Below are 14764 nucleotides of genomic sequence, written 5' to 3' on the forward strand. Positions count from 1 at the left end.
TAAGCGCATCGGGGCGGGAAGTAAACTTATCAGGGAGGCCATCCGGGTGACGATCAGCAGAGCGGCGCCGGAAAAACAGCGTCTTGTGGCGGGGCTGTATTTTTTGGCCACACCGATTGGGGCGGCACGGGATATCACCTTGCGCGCGCTGGATATTCTGGCCTCGGCGGATGTGCTGGCGGCAGAGGATACCCGGACCCTGCGGCATCTGATGGAAATTCATGGGGTTAGCCTTGGGGACCGCCCGTTGGTGGCCTATCACGAGCATAACAATGATGCCGCCTTGCCGCGCCTGCTGCGCGCGATAGCGGAAGGCAAGTCGGTGGCCTATGCCTCGGAAGCCGGAACGCCGCTGATTTCGGACCCCGGTTTTCAACTGGCGCGTGCCGCGATAGCAGAAGGTTACCCCGTGCTGTCCGCGCCGGGGGCCTCGGCGGTTCTCTGCGCGCTGACGGTGTCGGGGCTGCCGTCGGACCGGTTTTTGTTCGCAGGCTTTCCGCCAGCGGCCAAAGGGGCGCGGCAGACGTTTATACGCGAACTGGCACAGGTGCAGGCGACGGTGATTCTTTATGAATCGCCGAAGCGCGTTAAGGCATTATTAGATGATTTGGTGCAAGGGTTAGGGGAAGGGCGTAAATCTGTGGTGTGCCGGGAGTTGACCAAGCGATTCGAAGAAGTCTCGCGCGGGACGTTGGGCGAATTGGCGGCGGCATTTGACGGGCGCGCTGTGAAGGGCGAGATCGTCGTGTTGATTGATCGCGCGCCGGAACAGGCGGCAGATGCGGCAACGGTGGAACAGGCTTTGGATCAGGCTTTGACGCATATGACGATGAAAGATGCGGCGGCGGCGGTGGCGCAGGCTTATGGGCTGGCGCGGCGCGATGTGTATCAACTGGCATTGAAAAGGGCAGGCGGATGAGCGGAGCACGGTCTTATCACGCAGGGTTTGCCGCCGAAGAACAAGTGGCGCAGCTTTATGACCGTTCGGGTCGTGTCGTGTGTGCGCGGCGCTGGCGTGGCTCGGCGGGGGAGATTGATCTGATTGCACGCGATGGCGCTGAGGTGATCTTCATTGAGGTCAAGCAAAGCAAAACCCATGCGCTGGCAGCGGAACATCTGACGGCGCAGCAGATGGCGCGGATTTATGGCGCGGCTTCAGAATTTCTGGCGGGGGAACCTGCGGGGCAGTTGACCGATGTGCGGTTTGACGTGGCATTGGTCGATGCGGTGGGGCGGATCGAAGTGTTGGAAAACGCTTACGCCGCCTGATTGCATCCGGTGCGGGCTTGCGGCATCAAAGGCGCAATGGTTTCCGGAGAGTCTAATGCCCCTCAAAGTCGCGCTACAGATGGACCCAATCGGGTCGGTCAATATCAACGGTGACAGCACGTTCCGCATCGCACTTGAAGCGCAAGCGCGCGGACATTCGTTGTTTTTCTATACGCCTGACAAGTTGGCCTTTGTTGAGGGTCGGGTGATGGCACGCGGGTTTCCGATCACCTTGCGGCGTGAGCTTGGTAATCATGTCAGCTATGGGCCGGAGACCGAGGTCGATCTGAGCGAGTTTGACGTGGTTTGGCTGCGGCAGGATCCGCCGTTTGACATGGGTTACATCACCACGACGCATCTGCTGGATATGATTCATCCGAAGACTTTGGTGGTGAATGACCCGTTCTGGGTGCGGAATTATCCTGAGAAATTGCTGGTTCTGCGGTTTCCTGAGCTGACGCCGCCCACTGCGATTGCGCGGGATCTGCAGACGATTCGGGAATTTAAGGCGCAGCATGGCGATATTATTCTGAAGCCGCTCTATGGCAATGGCGGCGCGGGGGTGTTCCGGCTGGACCCGAATGATCGCAATTTGGCCTCGCTGTATGAGATGTTCACCGGGATGAACCGCGAGCCGTTGATTGTGCAGAAGTTTCTGCCGGACGTGTCCAAAGGCGATAAGCGGGTGATTTTGGTCAATGGCGAGCCTGTTGGTGCGATCAACCGGGTGCCGCAGGCGGGGGAAACCCGGTCAAACATGCATGCGGGGGGGCGGCCGGAGAAGATCGGGCTGACCGCGCGCGATTTGGAGATTTGTGCGGCGATTGGGCCGACCCTGCGCGAGCATGGCCAGATTTTTGTCGGCATCGACGTGATTGGCGATTATCTGACCGAGATCAACGTGACCTCACCGACGGGGATACAAGAGTTGGAGCGGTTTGATGGCACCAACACCGCCGAGCGGATTTGGCAGGTGATTGAGGCCAAACGCGAGGTGTAAGCGGGCGCTCATCAGGCCTTGCGGCCTTCTTCGCTTCAGCGAGGAGAGCCGCAAGGCTTGAGGAACGGATGGCTAGTTTTTCACGCCCACAGCCAGACGGTAGCTGACGGCTTCGGCGATATGCGGCAGGCGGACGCCGGGGGAGGCGTCTAGGTCGGCGATGGTGCGGGCGACGCGCAGCACGCGGTGGTAGCCGCGCGCCGATAGGCCGAAGCGTTCGGCGACTTTGGCGAGCAAAGCGCGGCCTTCGGGATCGGGGGCGGCCACTTGTTCCAGCAGGCTGCCCTCCATATCGGCGTTGACGCGGGTGTTCTCATGGCCTTGGAAGCGTTTGGTTTGCAAAGCGCGGGCGGCTTGTACGCGGGCGGCGACCGTTGCCGAGCTGTCGCCGGAGGAGGGCAGGTCGAGGTCGGTATAGGCCACCGGGGGGACTTCGACGCGCAGATCGAAGCGGTCCATCAGCGGGCCCGATATCCGGCCAAGGTAGTCTTCGCCGCAGATCGGGACTTTCGCGCAGGCGCGGGCGGGGTCGGACATATAACCGCATTTGCACGGGTTGGCAGCGGCGATCAGCAGGAAACGGCAGGGATAGCGGATATGGGCGTTGGCGCGGGCGACCATGATTTCGCCGGTTTCAATCGGCTGGCGCAGGGTCTCTAAGACGGCGCGGGGGAATTCGGGAAATTCGTCCATGAACAAAACGCCGTTATGGGCGAGGGAAATCTCGCCGGGTTTGGCCCCTTTGCCACCGCCCACGATGGCGGCCATTGAGGCGGTGTGATGGGGTTCACGGAACGGGCGGGAGCGGGAGATGCCGCCTTCGGATAGCAGGCCCGCGAGGGAGTGAATCATGGAAGTTTCAAGGGCTTCTTGGGCGGAGAGTGGTGGCAATATGCCGGGCAGGCGGGCGGCGAGCATGGATTTCCCTGACCCCGGCGTGCCGACCATCAGCGCGTGGTGACGGCCGGAGGCGGCGATTTCCAACGCCCGTTTCGCGCGTTCTTGCCCCTTCACATCGCGGAAATCGCGGCCGGTGGCTTGCGGTGCAACCTCGCCTGCCTCTGCCGGGGTGATCGGGATTTGCCCGGTGTAGTGGCGCACCACGTCGTTGAGGGTGGCGGCGGCGAGGACTTGCGTGGCGCCGACCCACGCTGCCTCGGCACCGCAGGCTTTCGGGCATAAAAGCACGCAGTCTTGTTCGGCTGCGGCGATGGCGGCGGGGAGTGCGCCGAGCACGGCGATCAGGCGGCCATCGAGGGAGAGTTCGCCGAGGGCGACGGTGGCCTCAACCGCATCTTTCGGGATGATTTCCAATGCGGCGAGCAGCGCCAGAGCAATCGGCAGATCAAAATGCGAACCCTCTTTCGGCAGGTCGGCGGGCGAGAGGTTCACCATGATGCGCTTGGATGGCAGCGCGATGGACATCGAGGCCATTGCGGCGCGGACGCGCTCTTTCGCTTCGGACACCGCTTTGTCGGGCAGGCCGACGACGCCAAAATACGGCATGCCGGGGGCGATGGCGCATTGCACCTCGACGATGCGGGCCTCCACGCCTTCAAAGGCGACTGTGTAGGCCCGTGCGACCATTGCGCCCCTCCCCGTTCATCTTCGTTAACGGCTAGGGGGCAATGGTTTACGAATGGTAAAGATCAGGCTTCAGGGCTGATAAATCGCCATAAACTTCGGCCATGCTTCGGGATCGGCCACGGTTTTATCGCGACAGAAGGCGTTGCAGAAGCCGATGCGGCGGGTAGCGATTTCAAGCACATGTGTGATGGGCTTGCCGGAATAGGGGCAGGCGGTGTTTTCAGATGCGCTGCCTTCGACCGGGCGCGCGGCGAAGGGGACCGGGCCGGGCCACGGGCGGCGGGGGTAGGGGCGACGGTAGAAATCCTGATCCGCGCCGTCGATCAGGCCCATCGCGCGCCAGCGGCGGAACGATGGGTGCGCGAGATGGGCGTGGACATAGGCCGCAGCTGCAGGGGCGAGGGGGAGGTTATAGCTGGCGACGCGGGCGGCGACGGGGGCGAAGAAGGCATCGGCGGCGGAGTAGGCACCGCAGAGCCAAGTGCTTGATCCGGTTTCATTTTGCGCCCAGGCCCAGATGGTTTCGAGGCGTTTGAGATCGGCCAGAACCTCAGGCGTGGGCGCGCAATCGGTATAGCTGACACGCAGGTTCATCGGGCAATGCTCGCGCAGGGCGGCAAAGCCCGCGTGCATTTCGGCGGCGAGCACGCGGGCGATGGCGCGGTGTTTGGGATCGCTGGGCCAGAGGCCAGCCTGCGGGTGGCGGGAGGCGAGTTCTTCGGCGATGGCGATGGTTTCTGGCACCACCACACCGTCGGGCGTGCGCATGGTGGGGGCGGTTTTGGCGGGGTAGAAGTCTTTGAGAAGATTGGGAAGCTCGTCGGTATAGAGGCGGGCGGTGTGCAGTTTGACGGGGATGTTGAAGGCATCGAACAGCAGCCAGCCGCGCAGGCTCCAACTGGAATAGGCGCGGTCGCCGATTACGAGATCATAGGTCATTAGAGGCTCCGGGTTTGGGTTGAGCGCAGGCTAGGCGATGCACGGGCGCGATGGAAAGCGGTGATTTGTGCGCAGGTTCATCACGGGAAGTGATGGGTGAAGATAATTCACCTTTGTAGGAAGCTGCGAGGGATCCAAATGGGCTCGGGCTGCGTATGCCTTCTGTCAGCCGCAAATGCGCGGGGCATTGGGGGATCAGATGGCACTTGACGCACCCTATCAGCAGGTTTTGTCGCGGCAGGCGCGGGCGGCGGAGTTGCTTGACGCTGAGACTGAATTGCGACTGGCCTATGCGTGGCGCGACCAGCGCGACGAGGCGGCGCTGCATCGGTTGATCACCGCCTATATGCGGCTGGCGATTTCGATGGCCTCGAAATTTCGCCGCTATGGCGCGCCGATGAATGATCTGATTCAGGAGGCGTCGCTGGGGTTGATGAAGGCGGCGGAAAAGTTTGACCCGGATCGCGGTGTGCGGTTTTCGACCTATGCGGTGTGGTGGATCAAGGCCAGCATTCAGGATTATGTGATGCGGAATTGGTCGATGGTGCGGACGGGCAGCACCTCGGCGCAGAAGTCGTTGTTTTTCAACATGAAGCGGGTACAGGCCAAAATGGAGCGTGAGGCTGCGGCGGAAGGGTTGGTGCTGGATCAGCATCAGTTGCGCGAGAAAGTCGCGCAGGAAATCGGCGTTCGGGTGGCGGAAGTTGAGATGATGGAGGGGCGACTGGCGGGCTCTGATGCGTCTTTGAACGCGACGCAGGCGGCGGACGAAGATGGTCGCGAGTGGATTGACGCGCTGGAAGATGACGGCCCGCAGGCGGCGGAGCGGGTGGAGTTTTCGCATGATACCGAGCGATTGCGCGGCTGGTTGGTGGCGGCGCTGCGGGGGTTGAGTGCGCGCGAGCGTCATATCGTGGCGGAGCGAAGGTTGCGTGATGAGCCGAGGACGTTGGAGTCTTTGGGGGTGGAACTGGGCCTGTCGAAAGAACGCATCCGGCAGTTGGAGGCGGCGGCCTATGTGAAGCTGCGCCGCGCGCTAGAGGCGCAATCGCCGGAAGTACTGGCTTTGCTTTGAAACCTCTGCCGCTTTAGGGCGTTGAGTTTGGTCCCGGTGCCGCCTACATCTATGGGGGGCCAAGGGAGTGGGCGATGCTGGCGAACAAGCGGATTTTGCTGATCATTGGCGGCGGTATCGCGGCGTATAAGTCTTTGGCTTTGATCCGGCTTTTGAAGCGGGCGGGGGCGGCGGTGACTCCGGTTCTGACGCGCGCCGGGGCGGAGTTTGTCACACCCTTGTCGGTCAGTGCCTTGGCGGGAGAGAAGGTGTATTCCGCTTTGTTCGATCTGACCGATGAGGCCGAGATGGGGCATATTCAACTTTCGCGCGTGGCGGATCTGATCGTAGTGGCCCCTGCGACGGCGGATCTGCTGGCGAAAATGGTGCAGGGGCGGGCGGATGATCTGGCCTCGACGTTGCTTTTGGCCACCGATACCCGCGTGCTGGTATCTCCGGCGATGAATGTGCGGATGTGGCAGCATCCGGCAACGCAGCGCAATGTGGCGCAGGCGCGGGCGGATGGCGTGCTGGTTATCGGGCCGAATGCGGGCGAGATGGCGTGCGGCGAGTTTGGGCCAGGGCGGATGGCGGAACCAGAGGAGATTCTGGAGGCTATTTCTGGCGCGCTGTCGGAGGGTCCGTTGCGGGGTAAACATGTGCTGGTGACCTCGGGGCCGACGCATGAACCTATTGATCCTGTGCGCTATATTGCCAATCGGTCGTCGGGCGCGCAGGGCACGGCGATTGCGGTGGCGCTGCGGGATTTGGGCGCGCGGGTGACGTTTGTGACAGGCCCTGCAAGCGTGCCTGCTCCTGCGGGGGTGGCGGTGGTGCGGGTGGAGACGGCGGTAGACATGCTGGCGGCAGTTGAGGCGGCGTTGCCTGCTGACGCGGCGGTGATGGCGGCGGCGGTGGCGGATTGGCGGGTGGCCAATGCGAGCGGATCGAAGATGAAGAAGGATGGCTCGGGGAAGGCACCGAGCCTGGAGTTTGCCGAGAACCCGGACATTTTGGCGCGTGTTTCCAAGGGGATGCAGCGGCCAAAGTTGGTGGTGGGGTTTGCGGCTGAGACGGATCGCGTGGAAGAATATGCGGCGGCGAAACGGTTGCGCAAGGGCTGCGATTGGATCGTGGCCAATGATGTCTCAGCTGCCACCGGGATCATGGGCGGGTCTGAAAATGCGGTGACGTTGATTACCGATGCGGGGGCCGAGGTTTGGCCGCGTATGGGTAAAGATGCGGTTGCGCGGGCTTTGGCGGAGCGGATCGCGGCAGTTTTGCTGGAGTGAAGCCAGAATTTTGCGGAAAGTTCCGTGGGATAGGGTCTGAAGCGGTGGTTTTGGTAGATGGGTCGGATGCCTCCGGCGGGGATATTTTTACACAGAGGATGACCATGACGCTGGTGCAAGTGATGTGGGAGGAATGGGCGGATCGAACGGTGGCTTTGCCCAGTTATCAGACGGCTGGGGCGGCGGGGGCGGATGTTTGCGCCAATTTACCCGAGGCGGATCGGGCGGGAGGTATTGTGATTGCGCCGATGGAGCGGGTGATCGTGCCGACCGGGATTCGGGTGGCGGTTGCAGTGGGATATGAGATGCAGATCCGGCCTCGGTCGGGGTTGGCTGTGAAATTTGGCATCACTTTGCCAAACACTCCGGGGACGATTGATAGCGATTACCGTGGGCCGTTGGGGGTGGCTTTGGTCAATTTGGGCGCGGAGCCCTATGTGGTGCGGCACGGCGACCGGATTGCGCAATGTGTGGTGGCACCTGTTGTGCAGGCGGGGTTTCAGGTGGTTGAAAGTTTGGATGAAACCGCGCGGGGTGCGGGCGGGTTTGGCTCCACGGGCTTTGGCCAGGCTGCCCCGCGTTCGGGTGGAAAAGACTGATGCTTGTTGTCGCGCTCGCCTTTGCACTGTGGGTTTTGGGCTGGGTTTTGGGCACACCAAAGCGGGTGCGTTGGGGGGTGATTGCGGCTTTGTGGCTGGCGGCGGTTTGGGTGAATTTGCTGCTGCCTGCGGGGCATCCGTTGCGCGAGATGACCGGGGGGGATGCGCGGGTTTGGCTGGCGGTGGCCTTGGGGTTTGGTGCGGTACTGGGTTATCGGGTTCTGCTTAAGAGATTGAAAAGGAGGGTAGAATTGGCGGCTCCGGTGATCAGGCCCACAGCGTTTTCCAGTGGTGAGGTGGAGCGCTATGCCCGGCATATTCTGCTGCGCGAGATTGGCGGGCCGGGGCAGCGTAAGCTGAAGGATGCGAAGGTTTTGGTGGTGGGGGCGGGGGGGTTGGGCTCTCCGGTTCTTTTGTATCTCGCGGCGGCGGGGGTGGGCGAGATTGGGGTGATCGACGATGACACGGTTGATCCTAGTAATTTGCAGCGGCAGATTATTCATAGCGATCAACGCATTGGCATGGATAAGGTGCGTTCGGCGGAAATCGCGATGCGGGCGTTGAACCCTTATATTGTGGTGAAGCCTTATATGCGGCGGTTGGATGCGGTCTCGGGCGGGTTGATCGCGGAATATGATCTGGTGCTGGATGGCTCGGACAATTTTGACACGCGGTATTTGGTCAATCGGTTGTGCGTGGCGGCGGGTAAGCCCTTGGTGGCGGCGGCGATCACGCAGTGGGAGGGGCAGCTTTCGGTCTACGATCCAGTGAAGGGAAGCCCTTGTTATGAATGCGTTTTCCCGGTGAGGCCAGCGCCGGGCACGGTGCCAACTTGTGCCGAGGCTGGGGTGGCGGCCCCTTTGCCGGGGGTGATTGGTAGCATGATGGCGATGGAGGCGGTGAAGCTGATCACCGGGGCGGGGGAGCCGCTGCGGGGGCGGTTGCTGATCCACGATGCGCTGTATGGTGAGACGCGGGTGATTGGGGTGAAATCACGGGCGGATTGCGCGGTGTGTGGGGTAAGGCATTGAAGGCGCTGTGGAAATTTCTTGGGATCTGAGAAATTGACGAATGGAAAAGGGTGTGAGCCGATACAGAACAGGGCAATATGTTTTGCCATTTGCGGCGGGTTAACCATTCTCAACTAAGATGGCCGAATCGGGGAGGTCGTGATGTTCGAGGGGGTGGATTGGCTGGGCGTGGGGGTGGGGGTCATCGCCGCCTTTATTGCCGGGTGGTTTTGGTATTCGCCGAAGGGGTTTTATCCGGCGTGGAGCGCCTCGACCAAAGTGCAGCATGCGCCCGGCGATCCGATGGGGCCAGCGTTTGGCTCGCTGGTGCTGGGGCTGGTGCTCTATGGGTTGTTCGTTGGCGTGATGATGGCGCGCGGACTTTGCGGGCCTCTGGTTTTGGGCATCGTGGCCTTCATCGTGATGGGATATTCCAACAATGCTTTCAAGAAGTTGGGACCCGTCAGCCGCTTGGTCGATGCGGGCAGTTGGGCCGTGTCAGGGGCGCTGATGATTTTGGCGCAGTGGCTGATTTAGCGCGTAGCGGGGACTGAGTTTAACCCAGCCCCCGCAGGCGTCTTAACCAATACGGTAGCTGGAGGCGGTAACACCGCCGAAGACATTTTTGTCGTGATAGACCATGGTGGCGTCTTCGTTTTCGGCAGCACCTAATGCGGCGAACAGCGGCACGAGATGGTCTTCTTGTGGGTGGCAGATGCGGGCGGAGGGGGCGTTTTCCCAATCCAGCAAGGCTTTGGTGCGTTGGCCGCCGGGCAGAGCCATGGTGTCTGACAGCCAAGCATCGAAAGCGGCGGAGGGGGCTTTGGCGCCGGGGCCGAACAGGCGCAGGTTGTGGTAGCTGAGGCCGGAACCGACGATCAACACGCCTTCATCGCGCAGCGGGGCTATCGCGCGGCCGAGGGCGAAATGGGCGGCGGGATCGTAGCTGTGTTGCAGCGAGACTTGGAAGATTGGGATTTCGGCATTGGGATACATCACATAGGCGGGTGCGAAAGTGCCGTGATCAAAGCCGCGCTTGGGATCTAGGTGGGTGGGCAGGCCTGCGGATTTAATCAGATCGGCGGTGCGCTGGGCCAGTTCTGGTGCGCCGGGGGCGGGGTAGGTGATTTTATAGGTCTCGGGCGGGAAGCCGCCGTAATCATAGAGCATGCCGGGATGGGCTGCGGACATCACGGCGAAATCGTCTTCCTCCCAATGGCCGGAAATCATCAGGATGGCTTTCGGCGTGGTGCCGATCTCGGCGGGCATCCGGGCGAGCGAGACCTCCAAACTGGCGAGCATCTGCCGCATGTTCGGTAGCCACGGCCACGGGCCGCCGCCGTGCGAGATGAAATAGGTGGGAAGTTTGGGCATCTGGGCCTCCTGTGGTTATAGGGAAGATGAGGCCGGGGGCGGGTTGGCGCAATGGGGCGAAGTGGCGGGGTTTTGGGGGCGGGGTGTGCGGGGATGCACAGGTCAAAAGGAGGCAGAAATTTACCGCCCGTTCATCTTTTCTGGGTTACAGTTGTTATGACAAATAGAGGTGATTGGCTGTGTCAGTCGTTCGGATTGTCTTACAGAGGATTACGGCGCTTGGATTTCTTTTCGTCCTTTGGGCAGTCGTGGCCGTGGCGGCGCCAAGGCCGTCAGATGGCATACTTTTCGTTACAGTCCTTTCTGTGAGCGGCAGCTACGCAAACAACGTCGAATATGCCGTGGCTGGCAGTTCTCATGTGCCGGACACTGTCCAGTGGTGGATTTCACCGGAGGGCATTTGGCGGATCAGAACCTTTGGCGTTGATCACGATATTCACGTCTATAAGGTAGAGGGCGATCTAAAGGATCCGCTTGAGTTTGCGAAAGCAAATACGTTGAAGCATTTTGAGGATGTTGTGGCTTCGCAGAATTTGCTGACCATTGAAGGCGAAGCGGATTCTGAGATGATTGCTGGACGCTTCGCTGATGAAGGGCTGGCACCTTACTTTGACGTTGCTCCTGCAGGCTTTATCTTTTGGCGACCAGATGCAGTGCATTACTTCTCCCAAACGGTGCCGTAGCTCTGCGCTAAGCAACCGATTTAGAATATTTGCCCCCCTTGCCCCCGCCCCCCTGCCACTGTCATAAACGCGCATCCACTCTGTGACAGGGAGTTCACATATGAAGATTGCTGCTGCCCTTGCGGGCCTTGCTTTGAGCGTTTCCGGGGCTTTTTCTGCAGCTTTTGCGGGCGATTTGCCCGATCTGGGCGGCAAAGAGATCACCATTGTGACCGAGAACGCCTATCCGCCGTTGCAGTTTGTTGACAAATCGGGGGCTGCGGTGGGCTGGGAATATGACGCGGTGGCGGAACTCGCCAAGCGGCTGAATTTCACGGTGAAATACGCCAATATCTCGTGGGATGCGATGATTCCGGCGGTGTCGGAGGGGCAGTTCGACATGGGGATGACGGGGATCACCATTAAGGATGATCGCAAAGAAAAGGTCGATTTCTCGGACCCCTATATGCGCTCGGAAAGCATGATGCTGGTGCGTGGCGATGAGACACGGTTCAGCGATGCCGCGACTTTTGCCGCCAATGCGGATTTGCTGGTGGGCGCGCAGGCCGGGACGACGCCGTTCTACACGGCGGTGTATTCGGTGCTGGATGGCAATGAGGCGAACCCGCGGATCAAGCTGTTTGAGACCTTTGGTGCCAGTGTTGAGGCGTTGAAGGCGGGCGATGTCGATACGGTGCTGACCGATATGACGGCGGGCAAAGGCTATGTGGATGCCTCAAACGGCGGACTGAAACTGGTGGGTGCGCCGCTGGGGTCGGAAGATTTCGGGTTTATTTTCCCCAAGGGATCAGACTGGGAAGCGCCGATCAATGCCGGGATTGCGGCATTGAAGGCGGATGGCACCTTTGAGGCGCTGAACAAGAAGTGGTTCTTGGATTACAAGGCTGAGTGAAGTGAGCGGCCCCGGCGGGTGTCGGGGCCATTTCCGATGAAGGCATTGAAAGATCAGGATTTTCCGTGGTGGCTGGTGGCGCTTGGCGGCATCGGGGCTGTGCTGTTTTACCAAGTTTGGGCGAGTGAGGTTTACTCCTCGGCGATGCGGTTGCTGGCCAAGGGGATTTGGCTGACGATTTTTGTGACCGTGGTGGCTTATGCGATGGCCTGCGTGTTGGGGCTGTTGCTGGCGCTGGCGGGGCTGTCGCGGTTTCGCGCGATCCGGCAGGTGGCGCGGTTTTACATCGAGGTCGTGCGCGGCGTGCCGATCATGGTGCTGCTTTTGTATGTGGCGTTTGTGGCGGCACCGGGGGCGATTTATGGTTGGAACTGGCTGGCGGCACATTTGGGGTTGGAACCGGTGAAGACGCGGGATTTTCCGCTGTTGTGGCGGGCGATTATCGCGCTGACTTTGGCCTATTCGGCGTTTCTGGCCGAGGTGTTCCGGGCCGGGTTGCAGGCGGTCGATAAGGGCCAGATCGAGGCGGCGCAGGCTTTGGGGTTGTCGGGCTGGCAACGGTTCCGGCACGTGGTGTTTCCGCAGGCGTTTCGGATGATCCTGCCGCCTTTGGGCAATGATTTTGTGGCGATGGTGAAGGATTCGTCCTTGGTGTCTGTGCTGGGGGTGGCGGATATTACGCAGTTGGGCAAGGTCACGGCGGCGGGGAATTTCCGCTATTTTGAGACCTATAATCTGGTGGCGCTGCTGTATCTGACGATGACGGTGGGGTTATCGCTGGTGCTGCGGCGGATTGAGGCGCGGTTGAAGGCGCGCGATCAGCGGTAAGGGGCGTGATCTGATTGCGCGCGTGCCGCGCAAGTCTCTTGAGCGCTTACGCGCGGTGGGTGCTTTGTCCATAGGTGGGGTTGGGTTTGCGAGGCGGCGGTGGACCCGTCTGGCGAAGCCTCCGGCGGGAGTATTTCAAAAAGAGCAACTGCGAGGCTGGACCTTATCCAGTGCGGTGCCTAGCTTTGGCCCAAAGGAGATTTGCGATGAATGTTTTGCTGAGCGCTTGGGATGGGGAATTTGGGCTGCCACCGTTTGCGCAGATTAAGGACGCGGATTTTGCCCCGGCGTTTGAGGCGGCGCTGGTCGAGGCGCGGGCGAATATTGCGGCGATAACCGAGCAGGCTGAGGTGAACTTTGCCAATACTATCGAGGCGATGGAGCTGGCGGAGTGCGCGTTGGACCGGGTCGGTGGGGTGTTTTACAATCTTGCCGGGGCGGATTCGACGCAGGCGCGCGAGGCGTTGCAGATGGATCTGGCGCCGAAGATGTCGGCTTTTGCCTCGGAGGTGACAAATAATACGGCGCTGTTTGGGCGGATCGAGGATCTGTGGCAGCGGCGGGAAGGTTTGGGGCTTTCGGCGGAGCAGTTGCGGGTTTTAACGCTGTATCGGCAGATGTTCGTGCGCTCGGGCGCGTTGTTGCAGGGCGAGCAGGCCGAGCGGTTGACGGCGGTGAAATCGCGGTTGGCGGTGTTGGGCACGCAGTTCAGCCAGAACCTACTGGCGGATGAGCGGTCTTGGTTCATGGGATTGTCAGAGGCTGATCTGGAGGGATTGCCGGAGTTTGTGGTGGCCTCGGCCCGTGCTGCGGGGGTGGAGAAGGGTGCGGCTGGGCCGGTGGTGACGCTGTCGCGGTCGTTGATCGTGCCATTTTTGCAATTTTCGCCTCGGCGTGGTCTGCGGCAGAAGGCGTATGAGGCTTGGGGATTGCGCGGGGCGAATGGCGGGGCGACCGACAATCGGGCGGTGGCTGCGGAGATTTTGGCCTTGCGGGCGGAGCGGGCGGCTTTGCTCGGCTATGCCAGTTTTGCCGATTACAAACTGGAGCCGGAGATGGCGAAGACGCCTGCTGCGGTGCGGGATTTGCTGATGCGGGTTTGGGCGCCCGCCAAGGCCAAGGCGTTGGAGGATGCAGGCGTTTTGGAGACGCGGTTGCACGCGGATGGCATCGCTGGGCCGCTGGAACCTTGGGATTGGCGGTATTATTCTGAGAAGCGGCGGGCGGCGGAGCATGATTTGGATGAGGCGATATTGAAGCCTTATCTGGGGTTGGAAGCGATCTTGGCGGCTTGCTTTGATTGTGCCAATCGGCTGTTTGGGTTGGAATTTCGCCAGTTGGACATCCCACTTTATCACGCCGATGCAAGGGCTTGGGAGGTCACACGCGACGGCGCACATATCGCGGTGTTCATTGGGGACTATTTCGCTCGGGGATCAAAACGCTCGGGCGCTTGGTGTTCGGCGATGCGGTCGCAGCGCAAATTGGGCGGCGATCAGCGGCCCGTGGTGGTGAATGTTTGCAACTTTGCCAAGGGCGATCCGGCGCTGCTGTCTTATGACGATGCGCGGACCTTGTTTCACGAATTTGGCCATGCGTTGCATCAGATGCTGTCGAATGTGACCTATGGCTTTATCTCTGGCACCTCGGTGGCGCGTGATTTTGTTGAACTGCCGAGCCAGCTTTATGAGCACTGGATGGAAGTGCCCGAGGTGCTGGAAAAGCACGCGCGGCATTGGCAGACTGGCGCGGCGATGCCCGCCGATCTGATCAAGCGGCTGTTGGATGCCGGGACCTATGATCAGGGCTTCTCGACGGTGGAGTTTATCTCGTCGGCCATGGTCGATCTGGCGTTTCACGAGGGGGCGGCGCCTGCCGATCCGATGCAGAAGCAGGCGGAAGTGTTGGAGGCTTTGGGGATGCCGCGTGCGATCAGGATGCGGCACGCGACGCCGCATTTCGCGCATGTGTTTTCGGGGGATGGCTATTCGTCGGGGTATTATTCTTACATGTGGTCCGAGGTGATGGACGCTGATGCGTTTGCGGCCTTTGAGGAGGCGGGGGATGCGTTTGATCCGGGCGTGGCGGCACGATTGGAGAAGTTCATCTTGTCGGCGGGCGGCTCGGAGGAGCCGGATGTTTTGTACACCAAATTCCGCGGCCGGATGCCGGGGGTGGAGCCTTTGTTGAAGGGGCGTGGTTTGGTGGAGGTCGTTTAGGAACCAAAGCCAAATCAA

At 60.9% G+C, this 14764-nt stretch carries 15 protein-coding genes; 12 read left to right on the forward strand and 3 right to left on the reverse strand.

Annotated features, from left to right (window positions below):
* Window positions 1-46 precede the first annotated feature (46 nt).
* The 3 genes from rsmI to gshB are packed head-to-tail and all read left to right on the forward strand — an operon-like array spanning window position 47 to window position 2269.
* On the forward strand, window positions 47-919 hold the full coding sequence (gene rsmI, locus ACS5RD_RS06040; RefSeq protein WP_489930431.1) for a 16S rRNA (cytidine(1402)-2'-O)-methyltransferase: 873 nt from the start codon (window positions 47-49) through the stop codon (window positions 917-919).
* On the forward strand, window positions 916-1269 hold the full coding sequence (locus tag ACS5RD_RS06045; RefSeq protein ID WP_054005395.1) for a YraN family protein: 354 nt from the start codon (window positions 916-918) through the stop codon (window positions 1267-1269). The genes rsmI and ACS5RD_RS06045 overlap by 4 nt, the downstream gene beginning before the upstream one ends.
* A gap of 55 nt (window positions 1270-1324) precedes the next feature.
* Complete coding sequence (gene gshB / locus ACS5RD_RS06050) at window positions 1325-2269, forward strand: glutathione synthase (RefSeq protein WP_489930432.1); 945 nt, start codon at window positions 1325-1327, stop codon at window positions 2267-2269.
* A gap of 72 nt (window positions 2270-2341) precedes the next feature.
* On the opposite strand, the gene ACS5RD_RS06055 is transcribed toward gshB, so the two are convergent.
* Both ACS5RD_RS06055 and ACS5RD_RS06060 read right to left on the reverse strand, forming a co-directional pair.
* Window positions 2342-3856 carry a YifB family Mg chelatase-like AAA ATPase gene (locus ACS5RD_RS06055; RefSeq protein WP_489930433.1) on the reverse strand — a complete coding sequence of 505 codons (1515 nt, stop codon included), beginning with the start codon at window positions 3854-3856 and terminating at the stop codon, window positions 2342-2344.
* A gap of 69 nt (window positions 3857-3925) precedes the next feature.
* Entirely contained in the window at window positions 3926-4795 is an 870-nt protein-coding gene (locus ACS5RD_RS06060) for a glutathione S-transferase N-terminal domain-containing protein (protein WP_489930434.1), read from the reverse strand.
* A 199-nt stretch (window positions 4796-4994) separates the two neighbouring features.
* Between ACS5RD_RS06060 and ACS5RD_RS06065 the strand changes: the two genes are divergently transcribed.
* From ACS5RD_RS06065 to ACS5RD_RS06085, 5 genes are all read left to right on the forward strand, one after another.
* Entirely contained in the window at window positions 4995-5870 is an 876-nt protein-coding gene (locus ACS5RD_RS06065; RefSeq protein ID WP_489930435.1) for an RNA polymerase factor sigma-32, read from the forward strand.
* Window positions 5871-5944: 74 nt separating this feature from the next.
* Window positions 5945-7141: a bifunctional phosphopantothenoylcysteine decarboxylase/phosphopantothenate--cysteine ligase CoaBC gene (gene coaBC, locus ACS5RD_RS06070; RefSeq protein ID WP_489930436.1), complete on the forward strand. Its 1197-nt coding sequence runs from the start codon at window positions 5945-5947 to the stop codon at window positions 7139-7141.
* Window positions 7142-7245: 104 nt separating this feature from the next.
* Window positions 7246-7740, forward strand: coding sequence for a dUTP diphosphatase (gene dut / locus ACS5RD_RS06075; protein WP_489930437.1), 495 nt, complete (start codon window positions 7246-7248; stop codon window positions 7738-7740).
* On the forward strand, window positions 7737-8771 hold the full coding sequence (locus tag ACS5RD_RS06080) for a HesA/MoeB/ThiF family protein (RefSeq protein ID WP_489931340.1): 1035 nt from the start codon (window positions 7737-7739) through the stop codon (window positions 8769-8771). The genes dut and ACS5RD_RS06080 overlap by 4 nt, the downstream gene beginning before the upstream one ends.
* A 141-nt stretch (window positions 8772-8912) precedes the next feature.
* Window positions 8913-9287, forward strand: coding sequence for a DUF1761 family protein (locus ACS5RD_RS06085; protein WP_489930438.1), 375 nt, complete (start codon window positions 8913-8915; stop codon window positions 9285-9287).
* A gap of 42 nt (window positions 9288-9329) precedes the next feature.
* On the opposite strand, the gene ACS5RD_RS06090 is transcribed toward ACS5RD_RS06085, so the two are convergent.
* A complete protein-coding gene (locus ACS5RD_RS06090; RefSeq protein ID WP_489930439.1) occupies window positions 9330-10124 on the reverse strand; it encodes a DODA-type extradiol aromatic ring-opening family dioxygenase in 795 nt (264 codons plus the stop codon).
* A gap of 179 nt (window positions 10125-10303) precedes the next feature.
* On the opposite strand from ACS5RD_RS06090, the gene ACS5RD_RS06095 reads away from it, so the two are divergent.
* From ACS5RD_RS06095 to ACS5RD_RS06110, 4 genes are all read left to right on the forward strand, one after another.
* On the forward strand, window positions 10304-10807 hold the full coding sequence (locus tag ACS5RD_RS06095; RefSeq protein ID WP_489930440.1) for a hypothetical protein: 504 nt from the start codon (window positions 10304-10306) through the stop codon (window positions 10805-10807).
* Between the two features lie 100 nt (window positions 10808-10907).
* A complete protein-coding gene (locus tag ACS5RD_RS06100) occupies window positions 10908-11699 on the forward strand; it encodes a transporter substrate-binding domain-containing protein (RefSeq protein WP_489930441.1) in 792 nt (263 codons plus the stop codon).
* Between the two features lie 36 nt (window positions 11700-11735).
* Window positions 11736-12527, forward strand: coding sequence for an amino acid ABC transporter permease (locus tag ACS5RD_RS06105; protein ID WP_489930442.1), 792 nt, complete (start codon window positions 11736-11738; stop codon window positions 12525-12527).
* Window positions 12528-12733: 206 nt separating this feature from the next.
* The gene (locus tag ACS5RD_RS06110; protein ID WP_489930443.1) at window positions 12734-14746 is read left to right on the forward strand and encodes a M3 family metallopeptidase; all 2013 of its coding nucleotides are present in this window, start codon (window positions 12734-12736) and stop codon (window positions 14744-14746) included.
* The last annotated feature ends 18 nt before the right edge of the window (window positions 14747-14764 follow it).

It is taken from the genome of Cypionkella sp. PAMC25878 (assembly GCF_058135695.1).

Bases quoted from the DNA above. Each gene is read 5' to 3' on its own strand.
- ACS5RD_RS06045 (WP_054005395.1), top strand. From the start codon at position 916: ATGAGCGGAGCACGGTCTTATCACGCAGGGTTTGCCGCCGAAGAACAA.
- ACS5RD_RS06085 (WP_489930438.1), top strand. From the start codon at position 8,913: ATGTTCGAGGGGGTGGATTGGCTGGGCGTGGGGGTGGGGGTCATCGCC.
- ACS5RD_RS06065 (WP_489930435.1), top strand. From the start codon at position 4,995: ATGGCACTTGACGCACCCTATCAGCAGGTTTTGTCGCGGCAGGCGCGG.
- ACS5RD_RS06110 (WP_489930443.1), top strand. From the start codon at position 12,734: ATGAATGTTTTGCTGAGCGCTTGGGATGGGGAATTTGGGCTGCCACCG.
- gshB (WP_489930432.1), top strand. From the start codon at position 1,325: ATGCCCCTCAAAGTCGCGCTACAGATGGACCCAATCGGGTCGGTCAAT.
- ACS5RD_RS06055 (WP_489930433.1), bottom strand. From the start codon at position 3,856: ATGGTCGCACGGGCCTACACAGTCGCCTTTGAAGGCGTGGAGGCCCGC.
- ACS5RD_RS06060 (WP_489930434.1), bottom strand. From the start codon at position 4,795: ATGACCTATGATCTCGTAATCGGCGACCGCGCCTATTCCAGTTGGAGC.
- ACS5RD_RS06090 (WP_489930439.1), bottom strand. From the start codon at position 10,124: ATGCCCAAACTTCCCACCTATTTCATCTCGCACGGCGGCGGCCCGTGG.
- dut (WP_489930437.1), top strand. From the start codon at position 7,246: ATGACGCTGGTGCAAGTGATGTGGGAGGAATGGGCGGATCGAACGGTG.
- ACS5RD_RS06105 (WP_489930442.1), top strand. From the start codon at position 11,736: ATGAAGGCATTGAAAGATCAGGATTTTCCGTGGTGGCTGGTGGCGCTT.
- coaBC (WP_489930436.1), top strand. From the start codon at position 5,945: ATGCTGGCGAACAAGCGGATTTTGCTGATCATTGGCGGCGGTATCGCG.
- ACS5RD_RS06100 (WP_489930441.1), top strand. From the start codon at position 10,908: ATGAAGATTGCTGCTGCCCTTGCGGGCCTTGCTTTGAGCGTTTCCGGG.